The organism is Flavobacterium bizetiae (assembly GCF_902804475.1).
GTDB lineage: Bacteria > Bacteroidota > Bacteroidia > Flavobacteriales > Flavobacteriaceae > Flavobacterium > Flavobacterium bizetiae.
Map to the genome: position 1 here is coordinate 25,532 of NZ_CADCSU010000189.1, position 19,968 is coordinate 45,499.

At 32.1% G+C, this 19,968-nt stretch carries 17 protein-coding genes; 7 read left to right on the forward strand and 10 right to left on the reverse strand.

The genetic code is table 11. The features are described from left to right. The 3 genes from FLACOL7796_RS23070 (at window position 1) to FLACOL7796_RS23080 (ending at window position 2,634) form a co-directional block, all read left to right on the forward strand. The gene (locus FLACOL7796_RS23070; protein WP_173973124.1) at window positions 1-1,449 is read left to right on the forward strand and encodes a serine hydrolase domain-containing protein; all 1,449 of its coding nucleotides are present in this window, start codon (window positions 1-3) and stop codon (window positions 1,447-1,449) included. Window positions 1,450-1,535: 86 nt separating this feature from the next. Continuing rightward, entirely contained in the window at window positions 1,536-1,676 is a 141-nt protein-coding gene (locus tag FLACOL7796_RS23075; RefSeq protein WP_173973125.1) for an SsrA-binding protein, read from the forward strand. Window positions 1,677-1,788: 112 nt separating this feature from the next. After that, window positions 1,789-2,634 (forward strand): EamA family transporter, encoded by an 846-nt coding sequence (locus tag FLACOL7796_RS23080; RefSeq protein WP_173973126.1) that lies wholly within the window; start codon window positions 1,789-1,791, stop codon window positions 2,632-2,634. Between the two features lie 93 nt (window positions 2,635-2,727). Here FLACOL7796_RS23080 and FLACOL7796_RS23085 read toward each other — a convergent pair whose 3' ends face one another. Beyond that, a complete protein-coding gene (locus FLACOL7796_RS23085; protein ID WP_173973127.1) occupies window positions 2,728-3,282 on the reverse strand; it encodes a fasciclin domain-containing protein in 555 nt (184 codons plus the stop codon). 211 nt (window positions 3,283-3,493) lie between these two features. On the opposite strand from FLACOL7796_RS23085, the gene FLACOL7796_RS23090 reads away from it, so the two are divergent. Continuing rightward, window positions 3,494-4,018, forward strand: a complete 525-nt coding sequence (locus FLACOL7796_RS23090) for an ExbD/TolR family protein (protein ID WP_173973128.1) — start codon at window positions 3,494-3,496, stop codon at window positions 4,016-4,018. Window positions 4,019-4,045: 27 nt separating this feature from the next. Beyond that, complete coding sequence (locus FLACOL7796_RS23095; RefSeq protein WP_173973129.1) at window positions 4,046-4,576, forward strand: ExbD/TolR family protein; 531 nt, start codon at window positions 4,046-4,048, stop codon at window positions 4,574-4,576. A 353-nt stretch (window positions 4,577-4,929) separates the two neighbouring features. Here the strand turns inward: FLACOL7796_RS23095 and FLACOL7796_RS23100 are convergent, their stop codons facing one another. From FLACOL7796_RS23100 to FLACOL7796_RS23110, 3 genes are all read right to left on the reverse strand, one after another. Then, a complete protein-coding gene (locus tag FLACOL7796_RS23100; RefSeq protein ID WP_173973130.1) occupies window positions 4,930-7,266 on the reverse strand; it encodes a DUF7619 domain-containing protein in 2,337 nt (778 codons plus the stop codon). Between the two features lie 138 nt (window positions 7,267-7,404). Continuing rightward, the gene (gene rpsA / locus FLACOL7796_RS23105) at window positions 7,405-9,183 is read right to left on the reverse strand and encodes a 30S ribosomal protein S1 (protein WP_056253708.1); all 1,779 of its coding nucleotides are present in this window, start codon (window positions 9,181-9,183) and stop codon (window positions 7,405-7,407) included. Window positions 9,184-9,668: 485 nt separating this feature from the next. Beyond that, complete coding sequence (locus FLACOL7796_RS23110; RefSeq protein ID WP_173973131.1) at window positions 9,669-10,505, reverse strand: hypothetical protein; 837 nt, start codon at window positions 10,503-10,505, stop codon at window positions 9,669-9,671. 124 nt (window positions 10,506-10,629) lie between these two features. On the opposite strand from FLACOL7796_RS23110, the gene FLACOL7796_RS23115 reads away from it, so the two are divergent. Further along, entirely contained in the window at window positions 10,630-11,139 is a 510-nt protein-coding gene (locus FLACOL7796_RS23115; RefSeq protein WP_173973132.1) for a hypothetical protein, read from the forward strand. 79 nt (window positions 11,140-11,218) lie between these two features. On the opposite strand, the gene FLACOL7796_RS23120 is transcribed toward FLACOL7796_RS23115, so the two are convergent. From FLACOL7796_RS23120 to FLACOL7796_RS23145, 6 genes are all read right to left on the reverse strand, one after another. Then, complete coding sequence (locus tag FLACOL7796_RS23120; RefSeq protein ID WP_173973133.1) at window positions 11,219-12,595, reverse strand: nucleoside permease; 1,377 nt, start codon at window positions 12,593-12,595, stop codon at window positions 11,219-11,221. A 69-nt stretch (window positions 12,596-12,664) separates the two neighbouring features. After that, window positions 12,665-13,357 (reverse strand): (d)CMP kinase, encoded by a 693-nt coding sequence (gene cmk / locus FLACOL7796_RS23125; protein WP_173973134.1) that lies wholly within the window; start codon window positions 13,355-13,357, stop codon window positions 12,665-12,667. A gap of 261 nt (window positions 13,358-13,618) precedes the next feature. Further along, window positions 13,619-14,218 (reverse strand): murein L,D-transpeptidase catalytic domain-containing protein, encoded by a 600-nt coding sequence (locus tag FLACOL7796_RS23130; protein ID WP_173973135.1) that lies wholly within the window; start codon window positions 14,216-14,218, stop codon window positions 13,619-13,621. Window positions 14,219-14,222: 4 nt separating this feature from the next. Then, a complete protein-coding gene (gene porQ / locus FLACOL7796_RS23135; RefSeq protein ID WP_173973136.1) occupies window positions 14,223-15,242 on the reverse strand; it encodes a type IX secretion system protein PorQ in 1,020 nt (339 codons plus the stop codon). Between the two features lie 278 nt (window positions 15,243-15,520). Then, entirely contained in the window at window positions 15,521-17,974 is a 2,454-nt protein-coding gene (lon, locus tag FLACOL7796_RS23140; RefSeq protein WP_173973137.1) for an endopeptidase La, read from the reverse strand. 247 nt (window positions 17,975-18,221) lie between these two features. Then, window positions 18,222-19,223 carry a DUF6252 family protein gene (locus FLACOL7796_RS23145; RefSeq protein ID WP_173973138.1) on the reverse strand — a complete coding sequence of 334 codons (1,002 nt, stop codon included), beginning with the start codon at window positions 19,221-19,223 and terminating at the stop codon, window positions 18,222-18,224. A gap of 190 nt (window positions 19,224-19,413) precedes the next feature. Between FLACOL7796_RS23145 and FLACOL7796_RS23150 the strand changes: the two genes are divergently transcribed. Continuing rightward, window positions 19,414-19,968 carry an RNA polymerase sigma factor gene (locus FLACOL7796_RS23150; protein ID WP_173973139.1) on the forward strand — a complete coding sequence of 185 codons (555 nt, stop codon included), beginning with the start codon at window positions 19,414-19,416 and terminating at the stop codon, window positions 19,966-19,968.

Here is a 19,968-nt window from a genome sequence, read left to right on the forward strand (position 1 = left end):
ATGAAAAACTCATTTTTTATAACATCTCTCCTATTGATTTTTAATTTGTCATTTGGTCAAAAAAATGAAGATCGACTAATAGAACAAAAAATTGATACTTACATTAAAGAAGTAATACAAATAAACGAAATCCCGGGAGTAGCACTAGGCGTTGTAAAAAACGGTAAAGTTATTTATGAGAAGTATTTTGGAAAAGCTTCTCTTGAAGATCATAAAGCAGTGGATAAAAACACTGCTTTTAAACTCTTTTCTACAACAAAACTTATAACCAATATAGGTGTATTTCATCTTATTGAAAAAGGCAAATTGTCATTAGAAGATCCTATTTCTAAATATATTGAGAATCTTCCTAAAGAATGGCAAACCATACAGGTTAAAAATTTACTATCACATTCTTCTGGTTTACCTAATATTGTGATGTTCGAGGATATTAAAATTACAATGTCTTTTGATGAAAAAATGGCAATTTTATCTCAAAAACCAATGGAGTTTGTTACTGGAAATGAATACAGTTATAATCAGACTAACTATTTGTTTTTAACCAAAATTATAGAGAAAATCACCGGTTTAACTTTTGAAGATTATATTCTGCAAAATCAGTTTCCGGCAATACAATCAGGCGTTTATTTCTCTTCAAATTTTGGAGAAAATTTCCCTTATAGTGCTCCTCGCTATAATTATGATATCAAAACGAAGAGTTATATAAAAAGCACTTCAAATTTTGGTTTTGATGCGCATTCTGCTAACGGCTTAAACATTACTTTACAGAACTTTATACAATGGAACGAAAATCTAGGTAAAGATGTTTACCTCAATAAAGAAACTAAATATTCGATGTGGAAATCTTTTCAATTTGCCAACAACACAGACCGTTTTGGTTATGGCTGGGAAATTGTTCCTGTGAATAAAATTCTTTCGTATGGTTTTACCGGAGGAAATGAAACAGCATTTAGAAAATTTCCTGATAATAAATTAACGATTATATTTTTATCAAACGGGCACAAATATTCTTCTTTGTACGTTCAGAGTCAGGTGATCAACCACGTTGCATCAATTGTAGACCAATCATTAAAAGATGATTATTATCTCGCTGGTGAAAAAATTAATCAGACTTTTTTAAAATTGAATATCGAAAAAGCAAAACAAAATTATTTAGCTATCAAAAAAAGTCATCCTGATTGGGATTTTCAATACCGACTCAATATTATTGGTTATACTTTGATGGATCACGGAAGAATCAATGACGGAATCAAAGTTTTAGAATTAAATACGATAGAAAATCCAAAATCCGGGAATGCATTTGATAGTTTGGCGGATGGTTATTTTAGAAACAATCAACTCGAAATTTCAAAAGAAACCTATAAAAAGTCATTAGAACTAAAACCTGACAATACAAATGCAAAAGAAATGCTGGATAAGATTGATAAACTCTTACAGCAGAAATCATAAATCAAGCTGAAACCTGAAAATCAACCAAAAAAGACTTTGCCTAACCGCAAGGTCTTTTTTTATATCTTTGCAAAAATTAAAATGCCATGTATAAAATTTTAGCCAAAATCAATAAAGTCCTTTTACCTAGTTTTACCAAACAAGGTTTAGACATTTCGAAAGCAAAAAAATGGCAAATGGCTATCATTGGTTATCGTGCTTTTGTTACAAAACGTGCCGTAGAGTAATCAAAATATCCCAAACCTTTATATAAAGAGTTGAACTTAATTTCAACAATCCCTCTTGAGAAAGAAATTATTTGCTTTGTCAATACATTTTTTATCTCATCAATTATTTCTAATGAAAAACAAAGATTTTAATATCCCTCCTATTTACGCTGTGCTTTTAGCAATCGTTAGTGTGCAATGCGGAGCTGCAATTGCCAAAAGTTTATTTCCGGCAATTGGAGCTGCCGGAACAGCTTCTATCCGAATTGGATTCTCCGCTGTAATTTTATTATTGGCTTACAGACCAAATTTAAGAACAATTACACCAAGACAATGGAAAATGGTTATTCCGTATGGTTTGTGTTTAGGCGCAATGAATTTGGTTTTCTATTTAGCAATAGAAAGAATCTCTATCGGATTAGCCGTTACGCTTGAATTCGTAGGTCCTTTATTAGTGGCTATAATTGGTTCGAAACGTTTGATTGATTATTGCTGGGTGATATTGGCCGCTATAGGAATTGCTTTAATTGCTCCCTGGACAAATGAAGGTGTAGATCTTTTAGGAGTTCTCTTTGCGCTTTTGGCTGGTGCATTATGGGCAACTTATATTGTTTTGGGCGGAAAGGTTTCTCAAATTATGAATGATGGTCAGGCAGTATCAACCGGAATGTTATTTGCTGCTATTTTAATTTTGCCTTTCGGTTTCTACGAAAACGGACTGGCAAATCTTACTCCTAAACTTTTTGGTATGGGTGTTGCTTTAGCTCTTTTATCAAGCGCGATTCCGTTTACACTCGAAATGAAGGCTTTAGGTCAGCTTCCTCCACGAACATTTAGTATTTTAATGAGTTTAGAGCCAGCAGCAGCCTCTATATGTGCCTTTATATTCTTGCAGGAAAAACTGAATTTATATGAAATTCTGGCAGTATTTTGTGTTGTTATTGCTTCGGCCGGATCAACTTTGACAGCGAAAAGATAAACTGCAAAAATTATAAAATTAAAAATTCCAAATCCCAACATATAAAGTGGAATTTGGAATTTTTAATTTTGTCTCCTACTATTGAAACAGTGATTATTGTTTAGGTAATAATACTGTATCTACAACATGAATTACACCATTAGATTGATTTACATCTGCAATTGTAACTTTAGCTTTGTTTCCGCTTTCGTCACTGATGTATAAATCTTTTCCTTTCATCCATGCAGTTAGAGTACCACCGCTAACAGTTTTAAGAGTAGCTTTTCCTTTTCCTGCTTTAATTGCTTTAGCGATATCAGAAGCATTCATTTTTCCTGCAACAACATGATAGGTCAAGATCGTTTGCAACATTTTTTTGTTTTCTGGTTTCAATAAAGTTTCAACAGTTCCTTTTGGTAACTTATCAAACGCGGCATTTGTTGGGGCAAAAACGGTGAATGGTCCTTTACCTTCTAGTGTTTCAACTAATCCGGCAGCTTTTACAGCAGCTACTAATGTCGTATGATCTTTTGAGTTTACGGCATTTTCAATAATATTTTTATTCGGGTACATTGCAGCTCCTCCAACCATTACAGTTTTTTGTGCAAATGATGTAAATCCAAATCCTAATGCTAAGATTGCTACGGCTAAAAATTTTCTAGTTTTCATAATTAATATTTTAAGTTATAAGCTCATTTACGCGGTAATAATTGTTTTGGTTTTATTAAATCTTTAAAAAAGTTTAAAAAACATTGAAACATCCTCAAAGATGACTGTAAAACAAGCGTTTAATACTTAAATTTATTTTTGATTATTTTTAAAAGCACATTGATCAATATGTTAAATTTATTGTTAACTTTAGTAAATCAATTTATCATTTATGCAAAACCTACCTAAAAAAGTTAGAAGTAAAAAGTTAAACACAAGAGTTGATTTGACCGCAATGGTAAGTGTTTCTTTCTTGTTGATTATCTTTTTTATGGTTACGATTGAGCTATCTAAACCTAAAGGAATTGATTTAGCTTTGCCCGATAAAGATCCAGGTTGCGGTCCTATTGCGTGTATAGACAGTAATAGACTTTACACAATTTTACTAGACAAAAATGATAAGATGATAACTTATTCTGGTTTACTAGTAGGACCTCTTGAAAAGCCAAAAGAATTGAATGTTCAAGAAACTAGTATTCGAAAAGAAATATATCTGAAAAATAAAAGGATACATGAATATTGCGCTTCTATTGGTAAACCAAAAAATGGCGTTATTGTAATTATTAAACCAAGTAAAAACTCGAACTATGGGAGTTTAGTAAACATTCTAAATGAAATGAAAATTGCTAACATTGATACTTATTCAATAGTCGACGAATTTACTCCGGAAGAATCTAATCTTTTAGCTTCAAGATAATTATCAATTTAATTTAACCATAAAACTATGCAAAACCTGCCTAAAAAAGTTAGAAGCAAAAAGTTAAGCGCAAAAGTCGATCTAACCGCAATGGTTAGTGTTTCTTTCTTGTTGATAATCTTTTTTATGGTTGTTGGTGAATTGGCTAAACCTAAGATTTTAGAATATGGAATGCCTGATTGTGATGATTGCGGTGAGTATTTTGGCTGTAGATACATAGATGAAAACCGTATATTGACAATATTACTAGACGATAATGACGAAATGATTATTTATTCGGGGCTAATTGATTATCCTACTGAAACTCCTAAAAAAATCAATTACAGTAAAAACGGAATTCGAAAAGAATTAATTCAAAAAAGTAAAATTGTGCTTGAATATTCTAAAAATATTGGAAAACCTAAAAATGGAATAATTGTAATTATTAAACCCTCTCAAAAATCTAATTACGGAAATCTAGTTAATATTTTAGATAAAATGAAGATACTAAACATTCAGAATTACAGCATTCTAAATGAATTTACTGCTGAAGAAGAAAAATTATTGGCAGTGAGATAAATATCTTTTAAAAACGACTGCCCTAGCCCTGATTGAAGTGGAAATCCTTTTTATTTTTTTCTTTAAAAAATAAAAAGATTGAAGCGGAAAGCAGGAAATAGCTCCTGAAAAAATAAAATTCAATGGTGAAATTCCAAATTTCAATTCATGAAAAGTTCTGGACTTCGCTCGAACTGACAACTGAGTAAAATCATTCCTCCTCGTAGCAACAAAATTAAAAAATCCGTTTTATATCCGTGTTTTCGCTTGCGGATCTGTGTCATCCGTGTACTATATCACAAAGAGAACAAAAAACTATAAGTTTAAAAAAAAGTCCCACATTGCTGTGGGACTTCCTATTTAGAATTAAATTGTTATTTCTTGATAAATTTCATATTTGAACTTCCTTTATCCGATTTTACTTTTATAAAGTAATTACCTGTTCTAAGCTTTGAAACATCGATATTTGAGACTGTTTTTGCATTTGGAACCGCGATGACCAATTGCCCTAAAATGTCATAAATAGCAAACGATTGTATTTCTATATCTTGTTTAATAGTAATATTTAAAATGTCATTTGCAGGGTTTGGATATAACGTAAAATAATTAGAGAAATCAAAATCCTGATTTGCTAATGATTTAAAAGTCGAAGTTGCTTTATTGGTTAAGATTGGGAAATTGTAATCGAAATAGATATTTGCGTCATTTGTAAAAGAATCTCCAACCTTTAATGTTGGTTTTGTTTTAATTTTAAAAGCAACATAACCGTCATTATTGGCATCATCAAAGGGAAGATTAATGTTTTCGAAAATAAATTCCACCTTATTCGTTTCTGAAATTTTAGTAATAAAAGAGTGGCTTGAACTTGTGGGAATTAAGGTAGAAATATCAAATTTAGATAAATCGATCATGTCTTTTACTACAATATTCTGAGCTTTGTAAGTTCCTGTATTTTCAAAACGAATCATATAATGAACGTATTCTCCAATTAAACCAGGGGTAATTACTTGACCTTCAAGGCAGGTTTTGTCGTTCGGATCATAAGATCCTACAGCGATTTGGCTTAAATTAAATATGTTATCTATTGGAGTTTCATCTGTATTCTCGGATGTTATTACAGCTATAAATTTCAAACCGTCACCATTCTTGACTGGTGGAGTTTCCATAGGTGAGTTTACATTTAAAGTAAATATAATTTCACGCGTTTCGAATGGTTTTAAATTAGAAAAATTCCATGATAAATTGTTTTCGGCTCTTGTAGTAGTTGCAGGATTTGCTGAAACAAAGTCTATGACTGCATCATCAAAAGTTAGATTTACTGAACCTGATTGTGTATTGTTTCCTTTATTTCTATAAACTATTTTATATACTACATCGAAACCTGGTCTTGTAGGTTGCAACGGCAGTAAAGAGATTTCTAAATCTGAATGAATACCATTGGCATTGATGCAAAAATCTTGTTGAACCGGACTAGTCTGCACTGGGAAAGTGACAGTTGTATTTGCTGGAGATATATTAAAATACGTTTCATTCTCCAAAATTGGCGTAATAGTATAAGATCCTTTTTGTGCTGAAATTGAATAATTTCCCAAATTATTAGATATTAAACTTCCTGTGGTCGCCCCGTTGGTAGTTTTAAATTTTACATTTGGAACACTTATATCTAAAGCGTCACAGCCATCATTGTTATTGTCTAATTTTAGATTTCCCTGAATCGAATAGAAAGTTCCGCTAGGTGAAAATGAACAATAAGCGTTTACATGACAATTGGTATAGCCATATAATTCGATTGAACCTTGAAGACTGCTAAGTTGTAATTCATCTGCGCAAATGTATTTTAAGTTGGGATTATCATAAAATGTGAAGCTTTTTTCATCGCTTCCATTTTTTACAAACAAACTTGTTAATTCATTTTTTTCACACCATAATGTGGTTAGTACACTATTTTTACTCACATCCAGATTTGTAAGCTTATTGTCTTCGCAAAACAACTTTGTTAATTTGACATTATTACTAACATCTATACTCGTTAATTTATTTGAACTAATATCTAATTCCTGTAACAATACATTTTTACTTACATTTAAGCTTGTCAAATAATTACCATCACAAGATAAAACGGTTAATGCAGTATTTTTATTAACGTTTAAGCTCGTCAATTGAATCATGTCACAATGTAAAGTAGTTAATAAGGTATTATTACTTATATCTAAACTTTTTAAAGGATTGCTTCCGCATAATAAAGTAATTAAAGCTTTATTATTGGTTAAATTCAGAATTGCTAATTTATTGTTGCCACAAGATAATCGTTCAAGTGCAATGTTATTAATTACATTTAAACTAGTCAATTTATTTTGAATACAATTCAGATAGGTTAAAGCAACATTCTTGTTGATATTTAAATTAGTTATTTCATTATAGTAGCAATTTAAATATGTTAGATTGATAAAAAACTCAATTCCACTTAAATTAGCAATTTTTGAAAGTGAAACATCCAATTCTTTAACGGCTAGAGCTTCATTTTCCTCAATTTCACCATTGTTATTATTGTCAATCTTAAAATAATTACCCTCTAAATTTTTGGCAATTTTGTTAGCGTCACTAGCCTCTAGTAACTTAGTTTTAAAATTCGCGTCAGCAAAATTAATAACCTGCCCATTCAAACCATTAAAAAAAAATAAAGCCGAAACTAAAAAGTAGATTTTTTTCATAAAGTGGTATTTTGAAACAAAAATAACTTTTTATGATTATAACACAACTTTATTTGTTAAAATATCTTAAAATCAAAACTATAAAGCAAAAAAAGTCCCACATTGCTGTGGAACTTTCTATTTAGAGGAAACTAAGAATTATTTTTTCTCAGTTTTTTCCATTTTAGCTTTTAATGCAGCTAATACATCATTGTTATCTCCTAAAGTTGCAGCTGGTGCATTTGTAGAAGAGTTAGATGAAGTATTTTCAGTTGCAGCTTTCACGTTTTTCTCTTCTTCTTCACGGAAGATAGCAGTGTGAGAAGCAACTACTCTTTTGAATTCTTTGTTGAATTCGATTACTTTGAAATCAGCAGTATCACCTTTTTTCAATTTCTTTCCGTCTTCTTTTTCAAGGTGACGAGTAGGAATGAAAGCAACGATATCATCTCCGAATTCTACAGTAGCTCCTTTGTCAACGATTTCAGAAATCTCACCATTGTGGATAGTTCCTACAGCGAAAGAATCTTCGTATTGATCCCAAGGATTAGCAGTAGTTTGTTTGTGACCTAAAGATAATTTACGTCCTTCAACATCTAATTCTAATACAACTACATCAAGTTTTTCACCAACATTTACAAATTCAGATGGGTGTTTAATTTTCTTAGTCCAAGAAAGGTCAGAAATGTAGATTAATCCATCAATTCCTTCTTCTAATTCTACGAAAATACCAAAGTTTGTAAAGTTTCTAACGATACCTGTATGTTTAGAACCTACTGGGTATTTAGAAGTAATATCAGTCCATGGATCTTGAGTCAATTGTTTGATACCTAATGACATTTTACGGTCATCTCTATCTAAAGTTAAGATAACAGCCTCAACAACATCTCCAACTTTTACGAAATCCTGAGCAGAACGTAAGTGAGTTGACCATGACATTTCAGAAACGTGGATTAAACCTTCAACACCTTCTGCAACTTCGATAAATGCACCGTAATCAGCGATTACAACTACTTTACCTTTTACTTTATCACCAATAGTTAAATTAGCATCTAAAGCATCCCATGGGTGAGCGTTTAATTGTTTCAATCCTAATTGAATTCTTGTTTTCTCATCATCGAAATCAAGGATTACAACGTTTAATTTTTGGTCTAATTCAAGAACTTCACTTGGGTGGTTGATTCTACTCCAAGAAAGGTCAGTAATGTGAATTAATCCGTCAACACCACCTAAGTCAATAAACACACCATAAGAAGTAATGTTTTTAACAACACCTTCTAATACTTGTCCTTTTTGTAATTGACCGATGATTTCTTTTTTCTGTACTTCAATATCAGCCTCGATAAGAGCTTTGTGAGATACAACAACGTTTTTGAATTCGTGGTTAATTTTTACCACTTTGAATTCCATCATTTTGTTTACGTATACATCGTAGTCTCTAATTGGCTTAACGTCAATTTGAGATCCTGGTAAGAAAGCTTCAATTCCGAAAACGTCAACGATCATACCGCCTTTAGTTCTGCATTTTACAAAACCATTAACGATTTCTCCTGTTTCGTTTGCAGAAATAACTCTATCCCATGATTTAATAGTACGTGCTTTTCTGTGAGATAATACTAATTGACCTGTTTTATCCTCACGGATGTCGATTAATACTTCTACTTTGTCACCAACTTTTAAATTTGGGTTGTAACGGAATTCGTTTAAAGAAATAACACCTTCCGATTTTGCATTGATATCAACGATAACGTCTCTATCTGTAATTCTAACAACTACACCTTCAACTACTTCTTCTTGATCTGTAGCGATGAAAGTTTTTGATACTAAGTCTTCGAATTCTTGTAAGTTTTTCTCATCTACTGCATCGATACCTTCTTCGAAGTTATGCCAGTTAAAATTTGCTAAAAACTCTTCTTGTGATTTTAATTGTTCAGACATGCTGATAAAAAATTTGTATTCTGCTTTTCTCGAGTTTCATAAAGCGATAGAAAAAACAGAAGTTGTTTTACATAAATAGTTGATACCTAATGGAAACTCTTCTCTGCCAAAAGGTTTGCAAAATTACTACATTTATTTGTAATAGCAAAACAATTCTATATGATAATCAGCTTATTGCTCAGGAGCAGCAAATTTAAGGGTTTTCAGGGCGTAATGTCCCGCTTTCGCTCCTATCTTTTATGGCGAACACCGCCATAAAAGGATAACCGCTCTATCGGGGCTAGATTAGAAATTTTATCGTTTTCAATAACCCAACTTGTCAGACTGAGCGAAGCCGAAGCCCTTTGCTGCTAAAGTTTACGATGCGCAGCTATCTTTGTCAAAGTTTCAAACTTTGACAAAGATTTGATCCGTAAGCAGAACAAACCCAACAGGTTTAAAAAAACCTTTCGGGTTTAACCATAGATTTCGAACACTTATCATCTTTAAAAACCTATTAAACTTTTAAGTTTTACAAACACATCATGAATCATTTTTAGAACATTTTCCTGCTCTAACGGAGTTGAACTTTCATACAGCAAAAACGCAATAAATAACATCAACAACACAAAGAACAAAACCATAAGTACATTAATCAATATTGACTTAGGATAAAAAGTGTAATCCTTGATATTGATTGAGTTTGCAATAAAAATCCAGGGATTTATGGTAAGCTCAGGTCTGTAATGCGCTAAACCCAATAAAAATGCCCTAATCAAATCTGCTCGATTAGTATAAATGCCGCCAAAAAGATGACTCGAAGTAAAATATTCGCTATGGATAATTTCCTTTTCATTTACTTTAATCCTCCAAAAAAGTTTCGTTATACTACCGCCTTCAGACCTGCCTCCTCTTGAATTATAGCTCAAACAATCAATATCAAATTTTGCGATATAAGGTCCTTTTTGTTTCCCTAAAGGCCTTTCTGTAAATTGACTCCAGAGCAACTCGTTGACAATCGTATTATTGAATCTGTTAAAATAATGAACTCCTTTTTCATCTATTATAGTAGTGGTGTATCGTTTCCCTCTTTCATAGACTACCTTATATATAAAAAAGCCAATTGCGCCGGCAATGGATAACACCAAAACAATTATACCTAAAATCTCTTTTCCGGACAGTAAAGGTTCTGTATATAATTCCACTATCAAGTAAGCGATAAGACAAGCCCCTGCTAATGCAAGCGCCAGAACAAAAACACCAGTAGTAAAGTCCCAAAATGTATTAGAAACCGAACGAACAGTACGAAACGGAGGAAGAGAATTCTTGTATTGAGATAACATATTGCAATTTTACAGGCAAATGTACAATCTTTAAATTGTAAATAAAAACCTATAAAAAACATCAATTCAAAATATAAATGTAAATTTATACAGAACTTTAATCCCTTATTATAATCCTACGACCATGACACTTGATGAAACAAAACTAAAAATAGACACTTTCCATAAAAACGGACAAGTTATCAATGCTGTTTATTGGTTATTAAAAAAGTACAATCTCAAAAATGCTAATTTAAAAGGATTTGAGTTTAGAGAAACTGCTAAACCCGATTTTATCCTCATGACAACTGAAGGTGATTTTGGCAAACCTCAAATCATTCGTATACCCGAAAACACTTTCGAATTTCCGCTAGAATTAATGCTTATTTTAATCGCGCACGAATTGGTTCATGTCAATCAGAAAACAATAAAACCTTATGTCTTAGATAAAAATGAACGAGAATGGCAGGCTTATTACGAAATGAACTTTCATGTTCAGTTTCCACAAATTCCGGAAATATCCAACTTTCACAAAAAATTCTTCGCTAATAAAGGTCTTGAATATTACAACCGAATGGGAGAAGGCTCCGAGCTTCAGCAAAAATACGCCCAACAAAAAATACAGGTAGAAGATTTGATTGCTTCTCTAAAATAAGTTCTCTACATTCATCACTAAAAAAGAAAATCCCGTTTTCAATATATCGAAAACGGGATTTTATATAATTATAGAGATCTTAGTGACTCAAATTCTCTATTTCTTTAGGATCGTGTTTGTGTTTAAATAGAATCGCAAAAGCAATTGCAATAACCAATGCATAAGCTGCAAATGACAACCAGATCGTGTGCCAGTCTTTCATTAAAATTGGATTTGCAAAAATTCCCTCTGTAGAAACTGAATTTCCCTGACTTTTTACAAAATCTAACATTTTAGAATTAGTAGTATCTGTTTGTAAAAATCCTGCCAATTCAGTTGTATTGCTGAATGTTTTTGTAAAGAAACGATCAATTGCCCAACCTGAAGTTAAACTTCCTAAAACCGCTCCTACTCCATTAGTCATCATCATGAATAATCCCTGAGCCGATGAACGTATTTTAGAATCGGTATTGCTTTCTACGAATAAAGAACCTGAGATATTAAAGAAATCAAATGCCATTCCGTATACAATACAAGATAAAATGATCATCCATAAACCTCCTACAGGATCTCCAAAGGCAAATAAACCAAAACGCAATACCCAAGCCAGCATACTAATCAACATTACTTGTTTGATTCCAAAACGTCTTAAGAAAAACGGAATCGCCAAAATGAATAACGTTTCTGATACCTGAGAAATCGACATAATAATAGTCGAATATTGAATTACAAATGAATCTGCATATTTAGGGAAATGTTTAAACTCATCTAAGAACACATCTCCGTAAGCATTTGTTAATTGCAAAGCACCTCCTAAAAACATAGAAAACACAAAGAACAATGCCATTTTATAATTTCCAAACAACTTAAAAGCTTCTAAACCTAAAGTTTCTGTTAGTGTAGCGTCTTCTTTAGTTAAACGCTGTGGTTTACATTTTGGTAATGTAAAAGCATAAATTCCAAGAACCAAAGCTCCAACTCCCGCAATATAAAATTGATACTCAGTTGCTTTGCTTCCGCTTAAATTAGTAATCCACATTGCGGCAATAAAACCGATAGTTCCCCACACACGAATGGGTGGAAAATCTTTTACAATGTTTTTATTATTTAATTTTAGCGAAGTGTAGGATATCGAATTGCTTAAAGCAATTGTAGGCATATAGCAACACATTGCAGCAAACATTACATAAATAAAATTATCCGGTGTAGTTACTTGTGCGATACCAAATAAAACTAAAGCATAAATTATATGAAGAAAACCATATAATTTTTCGGCATTTACCCATCTGTCAGCAATAATTCCGGTAAGAGTGGGCATGAATAAAGATGCAATTCCCATGGTTCCGAAAACGAGACCAAACTGGGTTCCTTCCCAATTTTTTGTTCCAAACCAATAATTTCCAATTGTTATAAGCCAGGCTCCCCAAACAAAAAATTGAAGAAAGCTCATTATAATCAACCTGTTTTTAATTCCCATATGATGAAATTGTCTTTAAAATATAAATGAAGCGGTAAAACTACCATTAAAATAAATAATCTACAAAATTTAATTCGTTTTTACAACATCATTTACCAATTCTAAAACAGCCGAGAACTGCTCTTCCCTGCTTAAGTAAGAATTATCTATTTCTATCGCATCATCGGCAATCACTAAAGGAGAATCTTCGCGATGTGTATCGATATGATCTCTCTCTACTACATTTTTTAAAACATCTTCATACGATACATTATCCCCTTTTTGCTGTAATTCATCAAAACGTCTTTGCGCACGGGTTTCGGCGCTTGCTGTCATGAAAATTTTAAGTTCGGCGTTCGGAAAAACTACTGTTCCTATATCTCTTCCGTCCATCACAATAGCAGCATTTTTTCCCATTTCCTGTTGTTGTTCTACCAATTTAGAACGCACTTCAGAAACTTCTGCTACTTTACTTACAAAATTTGAAACCTCGATAGTTCTGATTTGTTTTTCTACATTTTCACCGTTCAGATACATTTCTCCAAAACCTAAATCTGTATTAAACTTAAATTCTAACAGAATTTTAGGTAATGCTTCTTTTAAGGCATTTTTATCAAAAAAGTCACTTCCTATAAACTGATTTTGCATTGCGAAATAAGCAACGGCACGATACATCGCTCCGGTATCTACATAAACATATTCAAGCTCTTTTGCTAGTTGTTTTGCTAAAGTGCTTTTTCCTGTTGATGAGAATCCATCAATAGCAATGGTAATTTTTTTCATTTTTGTTTTAATTTAATTCATTATGCTTTTGCCATACAAATTCAATCCTTTTCAGCCGTATCTTCATTGTACTTTCTAAATCATTCTGCGAATATAAAACAGTATTGAACAGAAGTAAAAATAAAATACAGGATTTAATTAACTTTTATTAAAGGAAGATTTTAAAATGAACGCAAAAAAAATTATCAGTAAAAAAAATATTTACTGATAATAGTATTATTCAACGTAAAGTTTATTTATTTTTTTGTTATTCAGTTACAATTAATAGTAAACATCAAGTATAATCTTAGACTTTGAACTGTCGATTATTTTTTCGATTCTTTTAAAAAATTGTTCGTTTACCATTGGACATCCATGACTATTGCTGATGTAATAATCCTGCTCTTCATAAGGAACCGCAGAGTAATAATGCAAAACGATAGCTCTTTTTAAAGCATTATTATTAGTTTCGTCTAAACCGTTTAATTTGTAAGACTTTCCAAATCCGCCTTTGTAACAGCTTTCTATAACGTATCTACCTAATGCAGTGCAGTTTGAATTTGGTGTATTGCTAAATCTTAAGCTTCCCTTTACTCCGGTTTCAGATCCCGAACCATGAGCTACCAATCCCTGATCTAAAATTTTATTGTTTACAAGATCGTAAACAAAAAAACGATTTTTACCTGATGGTATTCTCATATCAACAAAAAAAGCGATTTTAGTATTATATTTAGGATCAATACTAATCATATTTTTTATCTCGCTAATTCTGGTATTCATTCTTTCTACTTCAAGAGTAGACATAACTTCTTTTTTATAGTAGTGTTTTGTACCCGTAAAAAACCCCACAGTCATGAACAAAAACAAACTGAATATTTTCATATAACTATTGAAAATTTAAAATTAGACCAAAAAGACTTGTATTAGCTGCCAATGTATATCTTGAATATGAATAATTAAATTTTAACTTATTCATTTTTAAACCAAACCCTAATGAAATTCCTGAAAAATTACGCTGTTCATCAATTCTTAATTCTTCACCTCTTCTAAAATTATAACCTAAACGAAAATTAAATACTCTTTGAGGAAAAAGCTCTACCCCTACAATAACATGCCTCAGGGCATTATTAAAAAACGAAACTTTTTCATTACTTGTTGATCCGTCAATGTTGGTTTCGCCACGAACGGGATTCGAAAAAGAAACATTCCATTGTTGCAAATTGTCTAAAGTAAGATGCCAACGAATGGGTACGTGTTCTAATTCTTGCGAAACACCGGCAATGATTTCAAACGGTATATTTTCGCGTATTCCCGAATAAGTGGTAAACTGTGTTCCTATATTTCGAAATACTAGGGCCAAATTTACATTATTTTTTTGAATTTCATACATAATTCCCACATCAATTGCTCCACCAATAGAATTATAAGTTTCTAGAGTTGAAGTTATTAGCTTAGCATTTGCTCCAACATGTATATCTGTGAAAGGAATATTATAAGCATATCCTAGGGATAATGCGCCTTCGCTCCCTGTAAAATCTGATGTAGCCTGACCATTTTCGTCATAACCATCAAACGAGCCGTAGTTTACATAACTTATTCCAGCATAGAAAGTCTGCACGTGTCTATCGTAAGTATAGGCATATGAAGCTGTTCCGTAAGAAGCTTCTCCGTAATAATTACCATAATTCATTGCAAGGTGATTGTCCATATCTTCGTTTAAAGCTGCTGGATTAGACATCGCCTGATTGACATCTTCATCATAAATCGTTATATTTTTTCCTCCTAACGCTGCCTGCCTTGGTGACGTCGTTAAATTAAGAAACTGATAAGTGTAACGCCCTCCTATTTGCCCGAAAGAAACGGAACAAATTAACATAAATAAAAGTAAAACGAATCGTTTCAACATGCTTTTGGGGCGAATCCTATATGGGAATAACGCAACTGCGAAGATAAAATTATATAACTGATAAAAAATAAATAAATTTAAATTACCAATAAAAAAATTCTAAGCTCGGACTTTAGAGGAAATTCCAATCTTTTAAATTCCAAATTCCAATACTTTACGAGGAAATTCCAATATTTAAATTCCAAATTCCAATTAAAAAAAGAATTCCAAACCCAAAACTGAGTTGTCAAATTGGAATTTGGAATTTAAAAAATATTGGAATTTAACTTTTAAAAATTTTATTTTAAAGTTTTTGCGTTCTTAACGTTTTGATCTGTCAAAGCTAAAGCCAGAACTTCGCTCATTTCTTTTACGTAATGAAAAGTCAGACCTTCTAAATATTCTGCTTTTATTTCGTCAATATCACTTTTGTTTTCGTGACATAAAATGATTTCTTTAATATTAGCTCTTTTTGCTGCTAAGATTTTTTCTTTAATCCCACCTACTGGTAAAACTTTTCCGCGAAGCGTAATTTCACCTGTCATAGCTAAGCTTTTCTTAACTTTCTTTTGAGTCAGCAAAGAAACCAAAGAAGTTAACATTGCTATACCAGCACTTGGACCGTCTTTAGGCGTTGCTCCTTCCGGAACGTGTAAGTGAATATTGTACTTTTGAAACAAAGAAACATCTAGACCTAATTTCTTCGCGTTTGCTTTAATGTATTCTAACGCAATTGTAGCAGACTCTTTCATTACGGTACCTAAATTTCCTGTAATGGTCAATGAACCTTTACCTTCGGAAATTAACGACTCAATAAATAAAATATCTCCACCAACACTTGCCCAGGCTAAACCTGTCACAACTCCTGCGATATCATTATTTTCGTATTTATCACGCTCTAATCTTGGCACACCCAAAACTTTAATGATATCCTCGTCAGTTACTTTTTTATTATACTCTTCTTCCATCGCTACAGATTTTGCTGCGTTACGAATGACCTGAGCAATTTTAGTTTCTAAGTTACGAACACCAGATTCACGTGTATATCCTTCTACGATTTTTTCTAATTGTTTTTTACCAATTGTTAAATCCTTAGCCGTTAAACCGTGTGCTTCTAATTGTTTAGGAAAAAGGTGTCTTTTTGCAATTTCTACTTTTTCTTCAATTGTATAACCTGACATTTTGATTACTTCCATTCTGTCACGCAACGCTGGCTGAATACTTGCCATATTGTTTGAAGTCGCAATAAACATTACTTTCGATAAGTCGTAACCCATTTCAAGGAAATTATCATAGAAAGCATTGTTTTGCTCCGGATCTAACACTTCTAATAAAGCTGAAGATGGATCTCCACTATTTCCGCTTGACAATTTATCGATTTCATCTAAAATAAAGACAGGATTTGATGTTCCTGCTTTCTTTAAACTCTGAATAATTCTTCCTGGCATTGCACCAATATAAGTCTTTCTGTGTCCGCGAATCTCCGCTTCATCACGTAAACCACCTAATGAAATACGCACATATTCACGTCCTAAAGCTTCTGCAACTGAACGTCCAATAGATGTTTTACCAACTCCCGGAGGTCCTGTTAAACATATAATTGGAGACTTCATATCGTTACGAAGTTTTAATACCGCCAAATGCTCGATCATTCTTTTCTTAACTTCTTCAAGTCCAAAATGATCTTTATCTAATATTTTCTGAGCATGTTTTAAATCGAATTTATCTTTAGAATATTCACCCCAAGGCAATTCTAAAAATAATTCTAAATAGTTACGCTGAATTCCAAAATCTGGTGATTGTGGGTTCATTCTACGCATTTTAGACAACTCTTTTTCGAAATGTTTCTGCGTTTTTTCGTCCCATTTTTTGGTTTTCGCTTTCAATCCCATTTCGTCCATTTCCTCCTCTTGCGAAACGCCACCCAATTCTTCCTGAATGGTTTTCATTTGCTGATGAAGAAAATATTCACGTTGTTGCTGATCTAAATCAAAACGAACTTTTGACTGAATGTCATTCTTTAGTTCTAATTTTTGCAACTCTACGTTCATATAACGTAAGGTTTCAAGCGCCCTTTCTTTTAATCCGTTTATCGATAATAAACCTTGTTTTTCTTTTACCGAAAGATTCATATTCGAAGAAACGAAATTGATTAAAAACGATTGGCTTTCAATGTTTTTAATCGCAAAAGTAGCTTCTGAAGGAATGTTTGGACTTTCTTTTATAATCTGGATAGCCAATTCTTTAACAGAATCTAAAATCGCCGTAAATTCAGTATCGTTTTCTTCTGGACGTTCTTCTGAAACTTCTTTTATTGTTGCAGTAATGTACGGATCTTCTGAAGTAACTTCATCAATCTCAAAACGTTTCTTTCCTTGCAAAATAACCGTAACGTTTCCGTCAGGCATCTTTAAAACGCGTAAAATTCTTGCAACAGTTCCTATTTTATGAATATCATCTTTAGATGGATCTTCATCTTCTTCATTAATTTGAGAAACTACTCCAATGATTTTTCCACCCGCATTAGCATCGTTTATTAATTTAATCGATTTGTCCCTTCCTGCAGAAATTGGAATAACAACTCCCGGGAATAAAACAGTATTACGTAAAGGTAAAATTGGCAATGAAAGCGGAAGCTCTTCATTGTTCATTTCCTCTTCGTCTTCCGGAGTTAATAATGGAATCAATTCTGCTTCTGAATCAAATTCTTGAAGTGACAGATTGTCAATAGTGAGTATTTTATGATTTGACATAATAATATATAAGTCGTTTTGTCATTAAAAGTTTAATTCTATCCGCAATTACACTCTTAGATTAATTAGTTTGTAATAAAAACATACTAAGCGCTTCATTTACAAGATAGATTGTTAAAATAGACAATCACTATGCCAAAATGGGCAATAGATTATCGATTTAGTGAGCCAATCTAGTAAAATCAAATTGCATTACCAAAAAAAAATCCACCCAAAGGTGGATTTAATGTCTTTACTATTTTTATTATTACAAATCTTCTGTATTTATACCGAAAGAGCCTGAAATTGTTTTTTTCTTTCCAGTAGTAAAATTACTAACAACAAAATTAAAAGTACCTTCTATTTTAGTTGCTGTTTTTGAAGTAATGGTTAGCGAACCTGATTCGGTAGTATATATAAGATCATCTAATATACAAGATGAATTAGCGACATTTACAGGACCGTCTCCTCCGCCATTTAATATAGCGCTCGAAGCCTGATAAGTCCCAACAGCATACGATTTGCTAACTCCTATAAGTATACTATTGTCTCTCTCTCCGTCCTTTACTCCTACTATACTGTAATAAGGATAAGTACCACTTGAGCTTACAGCAGCAACATCAATTTTGTCCTGAACGAAGTCAACTCCGTCAATTTTTGCTTTTAAAAAACCATCAGATTCTATTACAGGCGCATTTTCTGTATAAGGTATATTCGTAAAAGAACCATTCGTAATTACCTTTGTTTCGGTTTTATCATCACCTATATCTCTGAAACCTGTAAATTGAAATGTTCCTGAAATTGTTTTTTTAGTTTTATCTACTGCTGTAATGGTAACAATTGCTGTATCAGTGTAGTTTGTCACTCCAAAAAATTCTGCAACTTCGTTTGATGCACTTATAAACGGATTTTCAGAATCTACTGAACCATAAGACAGTACGAATTTATCGCCTTGATCTTTACTATTTGCCCAATTGTACGTTCCTACTTTGTTACTTGGTAAAGTGATTTGAATTAAATCTTTATTAGATGTTCTAATTCCTGCAATAAGTACAAAATCATTTGTTACAATGGCACTAGAAGTATTAGCAACAAAAGATTGGCCTCCAACTGTTGCTTTAAAAGTGCCAGATTGCACAACGCCACCAGTTCCTTCATTACCATTATTAAATCCATTGTAATTAAGTCCGTCCTCAAAATCTTTGGTACATGAACTAAATGATATCGCTTCTGCCAAAAGCAAAAGAAATAAAATATTGATTTTTTTCATACTTGTTTATTTTTGAGTACAAATATATATTTTATAAAATAAAAATCTTACATAGAATATTATTTCAATTTATATTTTTTTTTATACACCCGATTATTGTGGCTATTATCAAAAAAAATAAAATTATTTTTAGCAAAAGTGTAACAAACCAAAAAAAGCACCGTCCTTATAAAAAACTAGCAATCATTACTTGAGTATAACTAACCAAAATATCGAAGAATTAATCGCGCTTTGTAAAGAAAACAATCAAAAGGCACAATTCGAAGTTTACAATCGTTACAGTAAAGTCATGTATAATGTGGCCTACCGTATCGTAAAAGATGAACATTTTGCACAAGACGTCATGCAAGAAGGTTTCCTTAAGGCTTTTACAAAAATAAACGACTATAAACAAGAAGTGGCTTTTGGAGCATGGTTAAAGAAAATAATTGTCAATTATAGTATTGATTTTTATAAAAAGAATAATGCTTTTCAGGTCGAAGATTTGAGCAAGACATTGTATAAAACAGAAGATGGCGAAAGTTTTTTTTCTGAAAATATAGATTTGAATTCACTAAAAGTGAAACAGGTTTTAGATACAATTTTAAGCTTAAAAGATAATTACCGTATGGTTTTGACCCTTTTTTATATTGAAGGTTATGATCAGGAAGAGATTAGCGAAATTTTAAATATTAGTTATGCCAACTGCCGAACGACGTTAAGTAGAGCAAAAGAGAGTTTACGAAAAAAATTAGAGGAGATATGA

Excerpts from the sequence above, each read along its gene's own strand:
- FLACOL7796_RS23070 (WP_173973124.1), top strand. The coding sequence starts at position 1 with ATGAAAAACTCATTTTTTATAACATCTCTCCTATTGATTTTTAATTTG.
- FLACOL7796_RS23075 (WP_173973125.1), top strand. The coding sequence starts at position 1,536 with ATGTATAAAATTTTAGCCAAAATCAATAAAGTCCTTTTACCTAGTTTT.
- FLACOL7796_RS23080 (WP_173973126.1), top strand. The coding sequence starts at position 1,789 with ATGAAAAACAAAGATTTTAATATCCCTCCTATTTACGCTGTGCTTTTA.
- FLACOL7796_RS23085 (WP_173973127.1), bottom strand. The coding sequence starts at position 3,282 with ATGAAAACTAGAAAATTTTTAGCCGTAGCAATCTTAGCATTAGGATTT.
- FLACOL7796_RS23090 (WP_173973128.1), top strand. The coding sequence starts at position 3,494 with ATGCAAAACCTACCTAAAAAAGTTAGAAGTAAAAAGTTAAACACAAGA.
- FLACOL7796_RS23095 (WP_173973129.1), top strand. The coding sequence starts at position 4,046 with ATGCAAAACCTGCCTAAAAAAGTTAGAAGCAAAAAGTTAAGCGCAAAA.
- FLACOL7796_RS23100 (WP_173973130.1), bottom strand. The coding sequence starts at position 7,266 with ATGAAAAAAATCTACTTTTTAGTTTCGGCTTTATTTTTTTTTAATGGT.
- rpsA (WP_056253708.1), bottom strand. The coding sequence starts at position 9,183 with ATGTCTGAACAATTAAAATCACAAGAAGAGTTTTTAGCAAATTTTAAC.
- FLACOL7796_RS23110 (WP_173973131.1), bottom strand. The coding sequence starts at position 10,505 with ATGTTATCTCAATACAAGAATTCTCTTCCTCCGTTTCGTACTGTTCGT.
- FLACOL7796_RS23115 (WP_173973132.1), top strand. The coding sequence starts at position 10,630 with ATGACACTTGATGAAACAAAACTAAAAATAGACACTTTCCATAAAAAC.
- FLACOL7796_RS23120 (WP_173973133.1), bottom strand. The coding sequence starts at position 12,595 with ATGGGAATTAAAAACAGGTTGATTATAATGAGCTTTCTTCAATTTTTT.
- cmk (WP_173973134.1), bottom strand. The coding sequence starts at position 13,357 with ATGAAAAAAATTACCATTGCTATTGATGGATTCTCATCAACAGGAAAA.
- FLACOL7796_RS23130 (WP_173973135.1), bottom strand. The coding sequence starts at position 14,218 with ATGAAAATATTCAGTTTGTTTTTGTTCATGACTGTGGGGTTTTTTACG.
- porQ (WP_173973136.1), bottom strand. The coding sequence starts at position 15,242 with ATGTTGAAACGATTCGTTTTACTTTTATTTATGTTAATTTGTTCCGTT.
- lon (WP_173973137.1), bottom strand. The coding sequence starts at position 17,974 with ATGTCAAATCATAAAATACTCACTATTGACAATCTGTCACTTCAAGAA.
- FLACOL7796_RS23145 (WP_173973138.1), bottom strand. The coding sequence starts at position 19,223 with ATGAAAAAAATCAATATTTTATTTCTTTTGCTTTTGGCAGAAGCGATA.